This window comes from Bifidobacterium choladohabitans (genome assembly GCF_016102005.1).
Classification (GTDB): domain Bacteria; phylum Actinomycetota; class Actinomycetes; order Actinomycetales; family Bifidobacteriaceae; genus Bombiscardovia; species Bombiscardovia choladohabitans.
The window spans coordinates 835,818-851,054 of the sequence record NZ_JACFPL010000001.1 but is presented as its reverse complement, the minus strand read 5'-3'; the positions used below and the strand labels follow the sequence as shown (position 1 = coordinate 851,054).

Genomic DNA, 15,237 nt, shown 5'->3' with positions numbered 1-15,237 from the left:
CGCTGGGCCTGCATGACTTCTTATGAGGCTACCAGTCTTGTCAGACTGGTAGCGGACCAACTCAGTCCTCCTGGGTCAGGCTCTGGCCGTCGCCGGTTCCGGTGGTGGCGATGGGCTGATCCTTGGCTGCCAGGGGAGCGGCGGGAGCCAGGTCACTCTGACCGGCGTCCCCTTCCTGGTCGTCACGTTCGGCATTACGGGCGATGGAGAGAATCTCGTCGCCCTTGTCGGGCTTGGCCAGGGTGACCCCCTGGGTGTTGCGACCGGTCCGCTTGACCTCGGCCACGTCGGAACGGATGACCTTGCCGGACTTCATGATGGCCATAATCTGGTCGTCCTCGTTCACCACCAGGGCGCCGACCAGGGATCCCCGGCCCTCCACCATGGCGATGGCCTTGACGCCGTAGCCGTTGCGGCCCTGCAGGCGGTACTCGCTCAACGCGGTTCGCTTGGCAAAGCCCTCGTCGGTGACCACCAGCAGGTCATCGCTGGACTCACTAGCGATCACGTCCATGCTCAGCAATTCGTCGCCGGGGCGGAACCGCATGCCCTGGACGCCGGCGGTCTGCCGACCCATGGGCCTCAGGGTGGAGTCATCGGCCGGGAAGCGCACGCTCATGCCCTTGCGGGAAACCAGGATGATCTCGTCATCGGCATTGCAGAGGGCGGCACCCACCAGCTCGTCGCTCTGGGGCACCTCCTGTCCCTCCTCGTCGGTAACGGTACCCAGCTCCATCAGCCGCACGGCGATCAGACCACCCTGGCGGGGCGAATCATACTCAGCCAAGCGGGTCTTCTTGACCCGTCCGGTCCGGGTGGCAAGAACCAGATAGTCGGCATCGTCGTAGCCGTGTAGGGAAAGGACCTGTTCGATCCGCTCGCCCGGGCCCAGCTGGAGCAGATTGGCCACATGCTGCCCCTTGGAGTCGCGGGAACCCTCAGGCAGTTCATAGGCCTTGAGCCGGTACACCCGGCCCTTGTTGGTGAAGAAGAGCAGCCAGTTGTGGGTGCTGGTCAGGAAGAAGTGGTCCACCACATCGTCCTCGCGCAATCTGGCCCCGCGGATGCCCTTGCCGCCGCGGTGCTGGGCCCGGTACTCGTCGGCCTTGGTCCGCTTGACGAAGCCGGAGTGGGTGACGGTGACCACCACCTGCTCATCGGCGATCAGATCCTCCACGTTCATCTCGCCCGAGTAGGGGACGATCCGGGTACGACGCTCATCGCCGTACTTGTCGACGATCTCGTCCAGCTCGTCGCCCACGATGGTGCGCTGGCGCTCGGGATGGGCCAGGATGTCGTTGTAGTCGGCGATCTTGCGCATGAGATCCTCGTGCTCGTCCAGGATCTTCTGCCGTTCCAGGGCTGCCAGACGACGCAGCTGCATGGCCAGGATGGCATCGGCCTGGACCTCGTCCACGTCCAGCAGCTCCATCAGACCGGTACGGGCCGTCTCCACATCCTTGGAGGCGCGGATCAGGGCGATGACCTGGTCGATCATGTCCAAAGCCTTCAGATAACCCTGCAGGATGTGGTCTCGATCCTCGGCCTCACGCTTCAGATAGCGGGTGCGCCGCTCGACCACGTCCAGCTGGTGGTCAACCCAGTGGCGGATGAAGGCGTCCAGGCTCAGGGTCCTGGGGACCCCGTCCACCAGAGCCAGCATGTTGGCCCCGAAGGTCTGCTGAAGCTGGGTGTGCTTGTAGAGGTTGTTGAGGACCACCTTGGGCACGGCATCGCGCTTGAGCACCAGGACCAGACGCTGGCCGGTGCGGCCCGAGGTCTCGTCGCGCATATCGGCGATGCCCTGGATCTTGCCGTCGCGCACGGCCTCGCGGATGGAGGAGGCCAGCCGGTCGGGGTTGACCTGGTAGGGCAGCTCGGTGACCACCAGGCACATCCTCCCACGGATCTCCTCGGTGTTAACCACTGCCCGCATGGTGATCAGCCCGCGTCCGGTCCGGTAGGCCTGCTCGATGCCCTTGTGGCCCAGAATGGTGGCGCCGGTGGGGAAGTCAGGCCCCTTGATGATGGCGATCAGGGCGTTGAGCAGATCCTCCTTGGATGCCTCGGGATGCTCCAGGGCCCAGTGCACGCCCTTGGCCACCTCGCGCAGGTTGTGCGGAGGAATGTTGGTGGCCATGCCCACGGCTATGCCGGCTGATCCGTTGACCAGCAGGTTGGGGAAGCGGGAGGGCAGAACCGTGGGCTCCTGGGTCTTGCCGTCGTAGTTGGGGATGAAGTCGACTGTGTCCTTGTCGATGTCACGCACCATCTCCATGGCCAGGGGGGCCATGCGGCACTCGGTGTACCTCATGGCGGCCGCCGGATCGTCGCCGGGTGAGCCGAAGTTGCCCTGGCCGTCCACCAGCGGATAACGCATGGACCAGGACTGGGCCAGACGCACGATGGTGTCATAGATGGCCGAATCGCCATGGGGGTGGTACTTGCCCATGACGTCGCCCACCACGCGCGAGCACTTGTTGTAGCCGCGATCGGGCCGGTATCCGCCGTCGTACATGGCGTAGATGACCCTGCGGTGGACCGGCTTCATGCCGTCGCGGACATCGGGCAGGGCCCGCTCCACGATCACGGACAGGGCATAGGACAGGTAGGATTCCCGCATCTCCTGCTGGAGATCAATGGGCTGAATCCGTTCGCCCTTGAGGAGGCCGTAATCGGTGTTGTCCATCTCCTGGGGGCTGAGCGGCTCGCGAGACCCGTCGGGCAGGTTGAGGCCGTCCTGGTCCGGACTGTTGTCGTTGTTGTTATCGTCTGCCAAAATCGATCCTTAGCTCAAATGGTGAAAAGGGGAGGGCGTCCGTCTCAGGCGTCGATGAAACGGGCGTCGTGGGCGTTGCGCTGGATGAACAGACGCCGGGGTTCGACCTCGTCGCCCATGAGCATGGTGAAGGTCTCGTCGGCCTGCTCGGCGTCATCGATGCGGATCTTCTTGAGGATGCGGTGCTCCGGATCCATGGTGGTCTCCCAGAGCTCCTGATAGCTCATCTCGCCCAGACCCTTGTAGCGCTGGATTCCTTCGCCCTTGGGCAGCTGCCGGCCGGAGGCTTTGCCCTCGGCCAGGACCCTGTCGCGCTCGGCATCGGTGTAGACGAAGCTGTGGGGCCCCTTGGTCCACTTGAGCCGGTAGAGCGGTGGCATGGCCACGTAGACGTAGCCGGCCTCGATCATGGGCCGCATGTAGCGGAAGAAGAGGGTCAGATTCAGGGTGGCGATGTGGGCGCCGTCCACATCGGCGTCGGCCATGATGATGACCTTGTGGTAGCGCACCTTGTCGATGTTGAAGTCCTCGCCGTATCCGCCGCCCACAGCCGTGATCAGGGATTCGATGGTGTCGGACTTCATCATGCGGTCCAGACTGGCCCGCTCCGTGTTGAGGATCTTGCCGCGCAGGGGCAGGATGGCCTGGGTCATGGGGTTGCGCCCCTGGATGGCCGAGCCGCCTGCGGAGTCGCCCTCCACGATGAACAGCTCGCACTCCTCGGGGTCGCTGGACTGGCAGTCCTTGAGCTTGTCGGGCATGCCGGCGGTCTCGAAGATTGACTTGCGACGGGTGTTCTCGCGGGCCTTCTTGGCTGCGATCCTGGCCCGGGAGGCCTCCATGGCCTTCTGGATGATGGCCTTGGCCTGGCCTGGGTGGGCGTCGAACCAGTCGCTCAGCCTCTCGGTCATGACCCGCTGGACGAAGGTCTTGGCCTCGGAGTTGCCCAGCTTGGTCTTGGTCTGGCCCTCGAACTGTGGGTTGGTCAGCTTGACGGAGACCACGGCGGTCAGCCCCTCGCGCACGTCGTCGCCAGAGAGGTTGTCATCCTTGTCCTTGAGGATGTTCTTGTCCCTGGCGTAGCGGTTGATCATGCTGGTCAGGGCCGCTCGGAACCCCTCTTCATGGGTACCGCCCTCGGTGGTCGCGATGGTGTTGGCGAAGGTGTGCACCGACTCCGAGTAGGCGGTGGTCCACTGCATGGCCACCTCGGCGGAGATGCCCAGCTTCAGGTCCTCGGCCTCGAAGTCGATGACCTCGGCCTCCACAGGCGTGGCCTTCCTGACCTTGACCAGGTAGTCCACATAGTCCTTGATGCCGTTGGCGTACTGGTAGCTGACGGACTGGCCCTTCTGCTCCGGGGTCTGCTCCTCGCCCGCCACCTCGTCGCCGGCCTGGTCATTGGGACGCAGGTCGGTCAGGGTGATCCGCAGGCCCTTGTTGAGGAAGGCCATCTGCTGGAAGCGGCTGCGCAGGGTCTCGAAGTCATAGACCGTGGTCTCGAAGATTTTGGGATCGGCCCAGAAGGTCACCGAGGTGCCGGTGCTCTCGTCCGGCCCCATGGCCTGGTCCCTGGACAGGGGAGCGGTGGGCTTCTGGTTGTGGAAGTTCTGATGCCAGTGGTAGCCCTGCCGACGCACCTGGACATCGATACGGGTGGACAGGGCGTTGACCACGGAGATGCCCACGCCGTGCAGACCGCCTGAGACCGCGTAGCCGCCGCCTCCGAACTTGCCGCCGGCATGCAGCTTGGTCATCACCACCTCGACACCGCTCTTGCCCTCGCCCGGCACCTCGTCCACAGGGATGCCGCGGCCGTTGTCGTCCACGCGGATGCCGTTGTCAGGCAGAATGGTGACTTCAATATGGTCGGCGTACCCGGCCAGGGCCTCGTCGACCGAGTTGTCGACGATCTCGTAGACCAGGTGATGCAGGCCCCTAGGGCCCGTCGAGCCGATGTACATGCCGGGACGGACGCGGACCGCCTCCAGCCCCTCCAGCACCTTCAGATCGCTGGCGTCATAATGCTCTGGGGAAAGCGAGTCATCCAGCTGCGCGTCGTCCAGCTGATCCTGGCCCGTCATACCGTCATCCTGAGGCTTGTCCTCCTCATGCTCCCGACCCTCTTGCGGGGTCCGGGACGGGTCAGTGTTGAGTTCTGCCACGGATAGTCCTTTCTGCACCCCCATCGTCGGCCACTGACGACAAAGCGGCTTCCGTTCGTAGTCGAGCGGGGGATCGAGTCATGGTCACCAGGTTCCAAATCGTCCATAAAGGGGCCTTGGAAGCGTTTGACCCTATAACCTATAGATTACCAGCGCTAGGGGACTTTAGGCTTACAGAAAGCTGGCAAAACGGTATTCGCAGATTATGGGTTCACCCGTAGGTGTCGCGTACGCCTCGGCCCGGCGGATCGAACCGTGAACGGCGGAAGCTATAGTTGTGGGGGCCGGTCACCCGGATCTGCTTGACCGGCATGCCCAGCCGCCTGACAATGGTCGCCTTGAGCTGGGGAACCAGGTAGGTCAGCTGGGTGGCCCAGACCGTGGTCTGCGCCTGAATGATCAGCACGCCATCCCGGTAGGAAACCACCCTCGAATGGGCGGCGATGCCGGGTCCCACCACACTGTCCCACTGGTTGCGCAGCCGGGCCACCTTCAGATGGCTGGTCCACCCGTTTCCGGCAGCCAGGCTGGTCACCACGCCTCCAAGTTTGGCTGGGTCGCGGCCGGGCTTGCCAAATGCGTACCAGGCCTTGCGGGAATTGTCCTCCCGCTGCCGACGAGTGGCGGCCCGTCGGGTGCAACCCTCGAAGACCAGGGCCGGCAACCGACGCTGATCCAGGTGCAGTGTCTCAACCATGGGCGCCTTCATGACAGGTCGTTCCCCTCCGCCTCATCCGACGTATCCGAGTCGCCATGGGCCGTCCCTCTGGTTCGACGCAGGTCCTGCATGGCACTGGCGATGGCCGGATCCTGGGCGGCCGGATCGGATGGCTGCACAGGCCTCAGCCCGGACACATCCACCAGCCTGGCTCCCTGTAGGGAGGGAATATCGCTGTCGGCGGCCACGGTGATCAGCACCTGGTCCTGTTGGCGGGCAAAGTCCAGAATCTGGTCCCTGCGGCCCCGATCCAACTGGGCGAAGACATCATCCAGAATAACGATGGGCTCCAGAGAGCGACGATCCTTGACCACCTGCAGCAGAGCCAGCCTCAGAGCCAGGGCCAGGGTCCACATCTCACCGTTGGAGGCGAACTCCCTGGCAGGCATACCGTTAAGGGTGAAAGCCAGATCGTCGCGCTGGGGGCCGATCAGATTGGTGCCCCGGGCCACTTCCCCCGGGTATATCCGTTGAAAGTGACGACTGACGGCCTCGGCGACCTCGGGACCGGTCTGCTTATCGGGCCCGATCTCCTCCAGGGATGGCCGATAGGTCAATCGGGCATCCTGATCGGGGCCTGCCAGCCGACCATACAAATCGCTGAAGGGCTGGTCCAGGGCCTCTACCAGAGCCGCTCGTCGTCGGCTCAGATCCAGCCCGGTGCGGATGAACTGCCCGGTCCATACCTCAAGGCCTGACAGGGCGGCTTCACGCCCATCACCTGAGGGGTCATGGCCCGCCTGGGAGAGCTGCTTGAGCAGGGCGGCGCGTTGCCTGGCCACATGGCGAAAATCCTGCCGAACCTGGAAGTAGTCGGCATCGAGCTGGCTGCCGGCCTGATCCAGCACGGCCCGCCTGGCTGCCGGCTCTCCGGAGACCATCAATTGATCCTCGGGGCTGAAGGTCACGCAGGGCACCCGACCTACCAGGTCACGCTGATAGAGGGACGGCCCGCCGTTGATTCTTCCGCGATTGGCTCCCTTGGCGGCAATGGTCAGCTCATAGTCGGTGGCGGTCCCGTCCTGCTCCAGCCTGGCTCTGATGGTGGCCTTGGACTGCCCACGCTCCACCAGGGGCAGAGAGGACGAGGTCCTATGGCTGCCGCCGGTGGACAGGACCTCGACGGCCTCGACCAGGTTGGTCTTGCCCAGGCCATTGCGCCCCTCCAGAATGGTCACCCCGGGCTCCAGATCGAGGACACAGTGCTCCCAGGAACGGAAGTGATCCAGAACCAGACGGGAGATGTGCACGGCGATTGTTCCTCGAACCTGCCCGGGCGTCAGTTGTTGAAGCGCATGGGTACCAGCAGGTAACGGTAGTCCATGGACTCCTCTGAATCCTGCTCCTGCTGACCGTTGAACTCCACGGCCTTGACCGCCGAGGTCATCTTGATGCGGACAAAGGGCTCGGCGATGGCGCCCAGCCCGTCAATCAGGTAGCTGGGATTGAAGGCCACCGTGATGTCCTCGCCGTCCAGATCCGCCTGCAGAACCTCGTGGGCCTGTGCTTCGTCAGCTGTGCCGGCGCTCAGGGTCACCTCGTTGCCGGAGAAGACCATACGAATGGGGGCGTTGCGCTCGGCTACCAGGGCCACACGCTTGATGGCGTCAATCAGATCCTGCCGGGCGATGACCGCCTGGATGGGGTATTCATCCGAAAAGAGACGATCCACGGCCGGAAATTCCCCGTCAATCAGCTGGGTAGTGGATATCTTGCCGGCGTTTTCCACACCCATGATGGTGGGGTTGTCAGCCTCGTAATCCATGGTCACGTTCTGGTGCTCATCCAGGGACCGGGCGATGTCCCGCAACAGGGAGCCACGGATCAGCATGGAGGTGGAGAAGTCGGCATCACGTGGAGTCCAGGTGAAGCTCGAACGGGACAGCCTGAAACGGTCGGTGGCGGTCATGACCACCTTGTCCCCGGTGATCTCGGTCTTGACGCTGGTCAGGACCGGACGGCTCTCTTCCCGGGAAACAGCGACGATGGATTGGGAGATGGACTGGATAAAGGTTTCGGCATCCACCTGGCCCATGGGCTCGGGCACGGCAGGGAGGTCGGGATATTCGCTGTCGGGCATCAGCTGCAGGGAAAAAGTGGATTTGCCCGAGGTGATGGTCATCTTGGATCCCTCGGTAGACAGGTAGGTCTTCTCTGATGGCAGGGATTTGGTGATGTCCGCCAGCAGTTTGCCCAGCACCAATGCCGTTCCTGATTCGTCAATGCCTGCCTCAATGTGGTTTCTTGCTGAAACCTCGTAGTCGAAGGCGGAAAGCTTCAATGTTCCGTCAGAGGCTTCCATCCTGATGCCTGCCAGAATCGGCGAAGCCGGTCGGGAGGGGATGATGCGCGTGGTCCAGGCCACTGCATCCGAGAGTGCGGATGAATTCACTTCTACTTTCATGGGAGCCTTCTTGTCGACGAATGAACTGGACTCATTCTATCGAATAGGCCGGGTTATGTGGTTGGAGTGAACGGATGTGCTTGAGTGTGAAGATGACTATTGCATAAATATACATAGAGTCATCGTAATAAGCTCGGTGGATGCTGTGGATAAGTTTTCGAATCCTTGCAACGAGGTGGATGAGCATTACCCGGGTGATGTGGATAAGTGGTGAGATTGATGTGAATAAAAGGTCAAGTTATCCACAAGCGAGGATTCTCGGCCAGTTGTCCACAAAAGTCTGGTGGTTATTCGCTACAAATTCACCACTTGTCCCCGAAAAATCGGTGGGTTATTCCCAGGGTTTGCCCACATCCGGGGATAAGTAGGTGGATATCTTTTTCTGTTAATCCACACAGGTATCTGCGTGTCGTATCAGTTCTGAGGCTGCTTGAGCCGGACCGTCAGCTCCATGACGTAGTTGTAAATCTCCCGCTTTTCCTGCATCTCGTTGGATATGCGCGTATAGGCATGCATGACTGTTGTGTGATCGCGGCCGCCAAAGACCTCGCCGATGTCTACCAAGGACATGCTGGTCATTTCCCGGGCCAGATACATGGCGATCTGCCGGGCCAGGGCGATGTTCTTGGTGCGGGTGCGGCCGACGATATCATCGAAGGTCAGATGGAAGTACTTGGCCACCTGGGAGATGATGTCAGTGGGCTTGATCTCCACATCCGTAGAGAAGAAATCCTGCAGCGTCTGTTCGGCCAGGGCCGTGGTGACCGGCTGATTATTGAGGCTGGCCACGGCGGTTACACGGGTCAGGGCACCCTCAAGCTCTCGGATGTTCTCAGTGAAGCGTTCCGCGATCAGATCCAGAACCTCGTTGGGGATGCTGACCCCGTTCATGGAAGCCATCATTCTGAGGATGGCCACCCGAGTCTCCCGGTCTGGCGGCTTGACGTCTACGGTCAGACCCGAGTCGAAGCGCGAGATCAGTCGTGATTCGAAGCCTTTCAGATTCTTGGGCGCCACGTCCGATGCGATGACGATACGCTTGTTGGCGTCATGCAGGGCATTAAAGGTGTGGAAGAACTGGTCCAGGGTGGCTTCCTTGCCCCCCAGAAACTGGATGTCATCGATAAGGAGCACATCCACCTGCCGGTAACGGCGGTTGAATTCTGCGATCTGGCCTGATCCCTGGGTGGAGTTCTGCAGGGCATCGATGAACTCGTTGGTGAATTCCTCCGAGTTGACGTATCGGACCTTGAGCGAGGGATCCTTGACCAGGGCATAGTTGCCGATGGCGTTGAGCAGGTGTGTTTTGCCCAGGCCCGAGCTGCCGTAGATACACAAGGGGTTGAAGTCCTGGCCTGATCCTTCGGCCACGGCCAGAGCCACGGTCCGCGCAAAGCGGTTGGAGTCGCCTGGGACGAAGGTGTCGAAGGTGGCGTTTTTGTTCAGGTGGGTCTGTGGATCGCGCTCCACCCGGTTCTGGCTCATGGGGAAGCGAGGCACGGTGAAGGCGGGCCGGGATGCGGTCCTCTCTGTCTCACTCGGCTGGTCGGCATCAGTGCCTGCCGTTGGCCTCATAGTGGGGGAGGGCTCGGACAGTTCGGCCTGCATATCCAAGGTCATGGGCACATAGGTGCCTTCATGGAAGTCGTTGACGGAAACAATCGGGGACTTGGAGGTTTCAGCAGTCTCGGTCCGCCAGTCCGGGCGGGTCTCCGAGCTGGGAGCTCGGTCGGCGCTGCTCTGACGCCGGTAGTCGCCGTAGGGATCCTCGGCAGGCCTGGGAACCTGACGGAACTCGCCGCTGCCCGGGGCGGAGCTGGCCATGGCGGAGGCGCGTTGGTCGTTCTGCTGATTGGCAGCCTTCTGCTTGGCCATCTGCTCCGGATATACGATTTTGATGGCCGGGAACATTTCCTGGTTGGTGACCAGCTGCAGTGCATTGAGGAGCGGCTGGCTGAGCGGTCCCTGCACAGCCTCCTGGGTGGCCTTGGAGGAGACCCGCAGAACGATGGTGGTGCCGAAGACCGCCTCTGGGGTGATGTCCTCAAGCCAGCCCTTGTCCCTTGAGGTCAGTGAGCTGCTGTAGCGGAGCACCTGCAGGACCGAATCCCAGATTCTCTTGGCCTGGGCAGCGGCATCCAGCGGATCCTGCGCCATCAGTGTGCTCCTCTCTTCTCGACGACGGATTTCCCGGTCTTCCTGCTTCTCTCAAAGTAGACAGTAGCCCATTGTTACACCGACTTTGCGCGGTTATCCACAGGATAGCGTGTTGTATCTGCGCCGAATGTGAATAACAGTGATGTAATTTGTGGATAAGTAAAGATGCTCTTTCTCCCTCTATGACAGGGTTTGTACAGGGTATGGAGCGGTTCTCGCCAGCTGGATGGTGGGGGCTCGTTTGACTCCGTCCCGGCTCATGTGTACCGTGATATAGCTTGACTCATAACGAGCCGTACTCGAGTATGTCTACACACGGGAGCAACGAATTATGAAGAGGACATTCCAGCCCAACAATCGCCGTCGTCACATGAAGCACGGATTCCGCGCTCGCATGCGCACCCGCTCCGGTCGTGCACTGATCAACCGCCGCCGGGCCAAGGGTCGTCGGACCCTCTCCGCCTGAATCGGATCCCAATCCCTTTTCAGAAGGTGGAGCGGCTGAGGAGCCACCGGGAGTTCACGGCGGTGCTCAGGCGACGCCATCGGGTCAGCAGCAGGGATCTGGTCATACATTACTTGATACCCGGATCTGACCGGACGGCGACCCCGCTGCCGGTGACATCGGCTGTGCGTGAAGGGCGGCATGACATCCTGCCTGCAGGCAGACGCCGCATGGGGCTCGCTGTATCCAAAAATGTGGGTAAGGCTGTGACCAGGAACAAGGTCAAGCGCAGATTCAGGCAACTTGCCGGATCCAAGGAGGACCTGCTGCCATCCTCCTGTGATCTGGTCATGCGCGCCAAAACCAGCGCTGCCACGGCCACTTACAAGCAGTTGGAGGAGCAAGTGGACAGGCTCTTCCGTGACCTTATGCACAAGACCGGAAAGACCGCCGGAGGCCTTGATGCACAGGTACAGCCGGGGTTGCAGTTTGTCGACGGGTCCAAGCATCAATTGGTCCAACAGCTTGAAGCCAGTGAAGGATGCAGGGCATGAGCGGCCTGGCATCCCGGGTTCTGCAGGGTGCAGTCCGCTGGTATCAGCGCCACATCTCGCCTCTGTCGCCGCCGAGGTGCCGTTACTACCCGACCTGTTCCCAATATGCTTTGACTGCCCTGAGGAGGTTCGGTGCCTTGCGTGGAACCATCCTGGCCGTTCTGCGGCTACTGCGGTGCACGCCCTTCAACAACGGCGGAATCGATGACGTGCCCCAGAGATTTTCCATCTTCTATCGGTTCTCGTGGTCCAAGGCTCATGAGGAGGCCCGGCTGACCCCCATGGCCCCAGACAAGGAGACGGCCTGACAATGTTCCAGAACAACGACACTTTCACTTTCGATACGGGCATATACGGCTTCTTCTACAAGATCCTGTACCCGATTGAGTGGCTCATGACCTACATCATGACTTACTGCCACAAGTTCCTGACTCTAATCGGGTTCCATAAGGGTCCCGGTGTGGCCTGGGCGCTCTCGGTAGTGATGCTGGTGCTGGTCGTCAACCTGTGCGTCCTGCCGCTCTTCATCAAGCAGCTGCGATCCATGCAAAAGATGCAGGCCCTGCAGCCCAAGCTGATGAAGATCCAGAACAAGTACCGTAACAAGAAGGATCCGGCTAGCCGAGAGGCTATGAGCCGGGAGACCATGAAGGTCTATCAGGATAACCATGCCAACCCCATGGGGTCCTGTCTGCCCGCGCTGGTCCAGGGCCCGGTCTTCATGACCATGTTCTATGTGCTTTCGGCTGTGCCCTTCATCGCCCGGGGCAAGCGGGCGCCCCTGGGGGCCTTCAACCGACAGGTGGCGCGAGAATTCGAGGAGACCACCTTCTTCGGGCTGCGGATTTCGGACAATTTCATGTCCGCACAGGGCGCGGGCCGCATAGTCATCGTGGTCTTCATCGTGCTCATGTGCCTGGCCATGTTCTACTCGCAGTTCCACAACGTCCGGCGGAACATGCCCAGGTCGGCCATGCAGGGACAGCAGTACAAGATGCAGCAGATGATGGCCTTCATCTTCCCGGTCATGTACATCTTCTCAGGCATCTACTTCCCCTTCGCCGTACTGATTTACTGGCTGACCAACAACCTTTGGAATCTGGGCCGAACCCTCTTCCAGGTTCGCCATATGCCCACGCCGGGCTCGCCGGCCGCAGAGAGCAAGGAGGAGCGGGACCACCACCGTGAGAATGCTCGCCGCAAGCGTCAGGGGCTGCCCTCTTTGGAGGAGGAGCAGTTGATGGAGGCCAAGCGGCTTGAGGAGGAGGCCCGCAACAACAAGAACGTCTCCCACCAACGTTCTCAGCCCCACCGCAAGCGTCGCGGCCGTTGAGGCGGCTAATGGCAGTGGTGGCTGGCGTGATGACCCGGCTTTCGGTCGGGCGGATACTGGAGTAGTCTGCAATCATCACGTCCGTGTATCCTCAATACTGGACACTCGATTGGTGACCAGGAATCCGACCAGGAATCCAGTGGACCTGAGGTTATGAATCGGATGTAAACGCGTGTAAGGAGAGCATAGATGTCTCAGTCTCTGGACCAGGGAAAGACCATCGAGCAACTCAATGAGGAGGCGGATGTCGCCGCCGACTATCTGGAGGGGTTGCTGGACATCGTCGATTACGAGGGCGATATCGAGATGGGGGTGCGCAACCACCGTCCGACCGTGCAGATTGTGGCTGACGACGACACGGATATCAGGCATCTGATCGGCAAGGATGGCGAGGTAGTCGATGCTCTTCAACAGCTGACGCGGCTGGCCGTGCAGCAGAAGATAGGGGAGCGCTCCCACCTGATTGTGGATGTGGACGGTTTCCTGCGGCGCAAGCGCGAACATCTTCGCGAGCAGGCCCTGGACGTGATTGACGAGGTCCGTGAGTCCGGCGAACCTGTCAATATGAAGCCTATGAATTCCTTCGAGCGTAAGATCGTCCATGACATGGTCCGCGAGGAGGGGCTGAAGTCACGCTCCCACGGCGAGGAACCCCACCGTTACGTCACCGTCTACCTGAAGGCCAAGAGCGAAGACGAGGACCTGCCTGACGATGTTGAGGATGAGCCAGTCGGGTATGATGCCCCGCTGGACGCGGATGAGACAGACCAGGTCGATGATTCGGCTGACTACCCGGCTGATGACGATCCTGCGGATGCCGATAGGCAGTGATTGCCGAGCCATGTAGGACTACGGGCCGATGAAGTACTTATGATGTCGGCCTTTTAGATTGGTTCACTGTTTGACGCAATCGTACTGCCTAAGATTCTTGTGTTATTTACCAAGACTGTGCTATTTGGCAGGTGTATTGTGCCATCAGTCAGCTGTATAGTGCTGTCAGGCTCATGATGGTTGGTTTGCCATGCTGTTTGATTCCGATGCCCTCGGTTGGTGATCCTCTATCAGAGACTGCGCCTATGCTGTTTCCGATGGGATACTGATATTCGGCTCTCGATGCGCTTTTGCGGTTGAAAACCTCACGTCGGTAATAGCACACGTTGGTAAATAGTTTTAGGAATCCAACGGTTTTCGGTTCTGGCAGAGTGAAACCTCGCTGTATACGAGACAGCATGACGCTGTCGTGGTCTGTGGCTGTAATTGACTGGGCGTCAAATGTGAATGTGAGGAGTTGAAATGGCTGTTGTGGATGATGAGCTGAACGATAGTCCCCTCTTAAGCCAGGTGCTCGGCGATGCTCTGGTACCCATGCAGCGTTTCCACGATAAGATCTTGCGTGAGGGTGTGGAGAGGGGCATCATTGGCCCTCGCGACGAGGATATTATTTGGGAGCGGCACATACTCAATTCAGCTGCTATTGTCCCTTTCGTGCGAGAGCGATTGACCACTGACAGTCAGACGGCGACAGTGGCAGATATTGGTTCCGGTGGGGGCTTCCCAGGCATTGTACTGGCAGCTTGCCTTCCGCAGTGCAAGGTTGTCCTAGTCGAGCCAATGGAGCGGCGTGTAACTTGGCTGCAGGAAGTTGTTGATGAGTTGCACCTGGCTAATGCGGTTGTGCTTCGTAAGCGTGCAGAGGATCTGGCCCCAAAATCACCCCACGCGTCGACGCGGCATAACAAAAAAGGTTCACAAAGTCGCCGCCACGGTCGTCGTAGAAGCGAGGAACAGCCCGTTTCGGTCTACGGACGTCGAGATTCTTCAACCTTGGCTGCAGTCAGAAATGATGACAGTCAACAAGATGTAAATGGCCATGACTCCTCGGGGGTAATGGGGAGAGAAGGTCTAGCAAACGCCGACTCCAATCCCTCAGTACCTCAGACTTTCGATGTCGTGACGTGCAGAGCTGTAGCTCCCATGACTAAGCTCGCCGGATGGACTTTACCTCTTTTGAGATCGGGAGGTCAGCTTATTGCTCTTAAGGGCCGTTCGGCACAGGCTGAGCTTGATAAGGCTGCTAAAGAGATAAAAAAATGTCATGGAGAGAATCCACGGGTTTGCCAAGCTCCAGTCGCTCCTGGTCTTGAGGATACTCATGTTGTTCTTGTGGACAAGCGCTAAAGCGCGACGCTTATATGACATTATTTAAAAAATATTATGTCGGAGACTTGGCTCAATAGAGAAAAAGAATTTGATTGCTAAGAGAATACATTATCAACCCCTAGCACGGTGCCTTGCTGAATAACTGATAAGAAATGACTGATTAAGTCATACCAGATTTAATTGGTTTTCTCCAAACGGGATTGACAGATAGATGATTGATCGAGATGGATCGATTGTTTGGTCATAAGGAAATGTAAGCATATCGTTGATTTATAGTGTCTGTCATGGATGTCTTTGAAGTCCGAATTTTCCTGGATTTTCCGAAATCAAGTCTAAGCTAGTGCAAAACATGCACATTTTTCAAATTTATAAATACTATATATATTTGAAATATGTGAGTTCTGTCTCTTGAATATTGAGCAACACGCAGCGACTCTATTGTTTTGCCAGCAAGTATTATTCTATTCCGAGCTTGGCATCCATACATTAATTAGTTATCCGATTCTATGAGGTTTATCCTGG

Annotated in this window: 12 protein-coding genes; 6 read left to right on the top strand and 6 right to left on the bottom strand. The window is 59.6% G+C overall.

Annotated elements, in window-relative coordinates; all coding sequences use genetic code 11:
- Positions 1–61: 61 nt before the first annotated feature.
- The 6 genes from gyrA to dnaA all read right to left on the bottom strand — a co-directional run bounded on the left by gyrA (position 62) and on the right by dnaA (position 10,223).
- Positions 62–2,689: a DNA gyrase subunit A gene (gene gyrA, locus H3S97_RS03505; protein WP_408610422.1), complete on the bottom strand. Its 2,628-nt coding sequence runs from the start codon at positions 2,687–2,689 to the stop codon at positions 62–64.
- Between the two features lie 134 nt (positions 2,690–2,823).
- Positions 2,824–4,863 carry a DNA topoisomerase (ATP-hydrolyzing) subunit B gene (gene gyrB / locus H3S97_RS03500; protein WP_232356261.1) on the bottom strand — a complete coding sequence of 680 codons (2,040 nt, stop codon included), beginning with the start codon at positions 4,861–4,863 and terminating at the stop codon, positions 2,824–2,826.
- A gap of 292 nt (positions 4,864–5,155) precedes the next feature.
- Positions 5,156–5,653, bottom strand: a complete 498-nt coding sequence (locus H3S97_RS03495; protein WP_198177078.1) for a DUF721 domain-containing protein — start codon at positions 5,651–5,653, stop codon at positions 5,156–5,158.
- A complete protein-coding gene (recF, locus tag H3S97_RS03490; RefSeq protein ID WP_198219629.1) occupies positions 5,650–6,912 on the bottom strand; it encodes a DNA replication/repair protein RecF in 1,263 nt (420 codons plus the stop codon). The genes H3S97_RS03495 and recF overlap by 4 nt, the downstream gene beginning before the upstream one ends.
- A gap of 29 nt (positions 6,913–6,941) precedes the next feature.
- Complete coding sequence (gene dnaN / locus H3S97_RS03485) at positions 6,942–8,066, bottom strand: DNA polymerase III subunit beta (protein WP_045934804.1); 1,125 nt, start codon at positions 8,064–8,066, stop codon at positions 6,942–6,944.
- A gap of 414 nt (positions 8,067–8,480) precedes the next feature.
- Complete coding sequence (gene dnaA / locus H3S97_RS03480) at positions 8,481–10,223, bottom strand: chromosomal replication initiator protein DnaA (RefSeq protein ID WP_198219628.1); 1,743 nt, start codon at positions 10,221–10,223, stop codon at positions 8,481–8,483.
- Positions 10,224–10,554: 331 nt separating this feature from the next.
- Here dnaA and rpmH point away from each other — a divergent pair, with 331 nt between their 5' ends.
- The 6 genes from rpmH to H3S97_RS03450 all read left to right on the top strand — a co-directional run bounded on the left by rpmH (position 10,555) and on the right by H3S97_RS03450 (position 14,733).
- A complete protein-coding gene (rpmH, locus tag H3S97_RS03475; RefSeq protein WP_015022700.1) occupies positions 10,555–10,689 on the top strand; it encodes a 50S ribosomal protein L34 in 135 nt (44 codons plus the stop codon).
- Positions 10,690–10,715: 26 nt separating this feature from the next.
- Positions 10,716–11,222 carry a ribonuclease P protein component gene (rnpA, locus tag H3S97_RS03470; RefSeq protein WP_198219627.1) on the top strand — a complete coding sequence of 169 codons (507 nt, stop codon included), beginning with the start codon at positions 10,716–10,718 and terminating at the stop codon, positions 11,220–11,222.
- The gene (gene yidD / locus H3S97_RS03465) at positions 11,219–11,530 is read left to right on the top strand and encodes a membrane protein insertion efficiency factor YidD (protein WP_029678380.1); all 312 of its coding nucleotides are present in this window, start codon (positions 11,219–11,221) and stop codon (positions 11,528–11,530) included. The genes rnpA and yidD overlap by 4 nt, the downstream gene beginning before the upstream one ends.
- Before the next feature lie 2 nt (positions 11,531–11,532).
- Positions 11,533–12,555 carry a membrane protein insertase YidC gene (gene yidC / locus H3S97_RS03460; RefSeq protein ID WP_045935959.1) on the top strand — a complete coding sequence of 341 codons (1,023 nt, stop codon included), beginning with the start codon at positions 11,533–11,535 and terminating at the stop codon, positions 12,553–12,555.
- Positions 12,556–12,744: 189 nt separating this feature from the next.
- On the top strand, positions 12,745–13,386 hold the full coding sequence (locus tag H3S97_RS03455) for a Jag family protein (protein ID WP_045935958.1): 642 nt from the start codon (positions 12,745–12,747) through the stop codon (positions 13,384–13,386).
- A 462-nt stretch (positions 13,387–13,848) separates the two neighbouring features.
- On the top strand, positions 13,849–14,733 hold the full coding sequence (locus H3S97_RS03450; RefSeq protein ID WP_198219626.1) for a 16S rRNA (guanine(527)-N(7))-methyltransferase RsmG: 885 nt from the start codon (positions 13,849–13,851) through the stop codon (positions 14,731–14,733).
- The last annotated feature ends 504 nt before the right edge of the window (positions 14,734–15,237 follow it).

Bases quoted from the DNA above. Each gene is read 5' to 3' on its own strand.
- rpmH (WP_015022700.1), top strand. From the start codon at position 10,555: ATGAAGAGGACATTCCAGCCCAACAATCGCCGTCGTCACATGAAGCAC.
- yidC (WP_045935959.1), top strand. From the start codon at position 11,533: ATGTTCCAGAACAACGACACTTTCACTTTCGATACGGGCATATACGGC.
- H3S97_RS03495 (WP_198177078.1), bottom strand. From the start codon at position 5,653: ATGAAGGCGCCCATGGTTGAGACACTGCACCTGGATCAGCGTCGGTTG.
- dnaN (WP_045934804.1), bottom strand. From the start codon at position 8,066: ATGAAAGTAGAAGTGAATTCATCCGCACTCTCGGATGCAGTGGCCTGG.
- H3S97_RS03450 (WP_198219626.1), top strand. From the start codon at position 13,849: ATGGCTGTTGTGGATGATGAGCTGAACGATAGTCCCCTCTTAAGCCAG.
- H3S97_RS03455 (WP_045935958.1), top strand. From the start codon at position 12,745: ATGTCTCAGTCTCTGGACCAGGGAAAGACCATCGAGCAACTCAATGAG.
- yidD (WP_029678380.1), top strand. From the start codon at position 11,219: ATGAGCGGCCTGGCATCCCGGGTTCTGCAGGGTGCAGTCCGCTGGTAT.
- gyrA (WP_408610422.1), bottom strand. From the start codon at position 2,689: ATGGACAACACCGATTACGGCCTCCTCAAGGGCGAACGGATTCAGCCC.
- gyrB (WP_232356261.1), bottom strand. From the start codon at position 4,863: ATGACGGGCCAGGATCAGCTGGACGACGCGCAGCTGGATGACTCGCTT.
- dnaA (WP_198219628.1), bottom strand. From the start codon at position 10,223: ATGGCGCAGGATCCGCTGGATGCCGCTGCCCAGGCCAAGAGAATCTGG.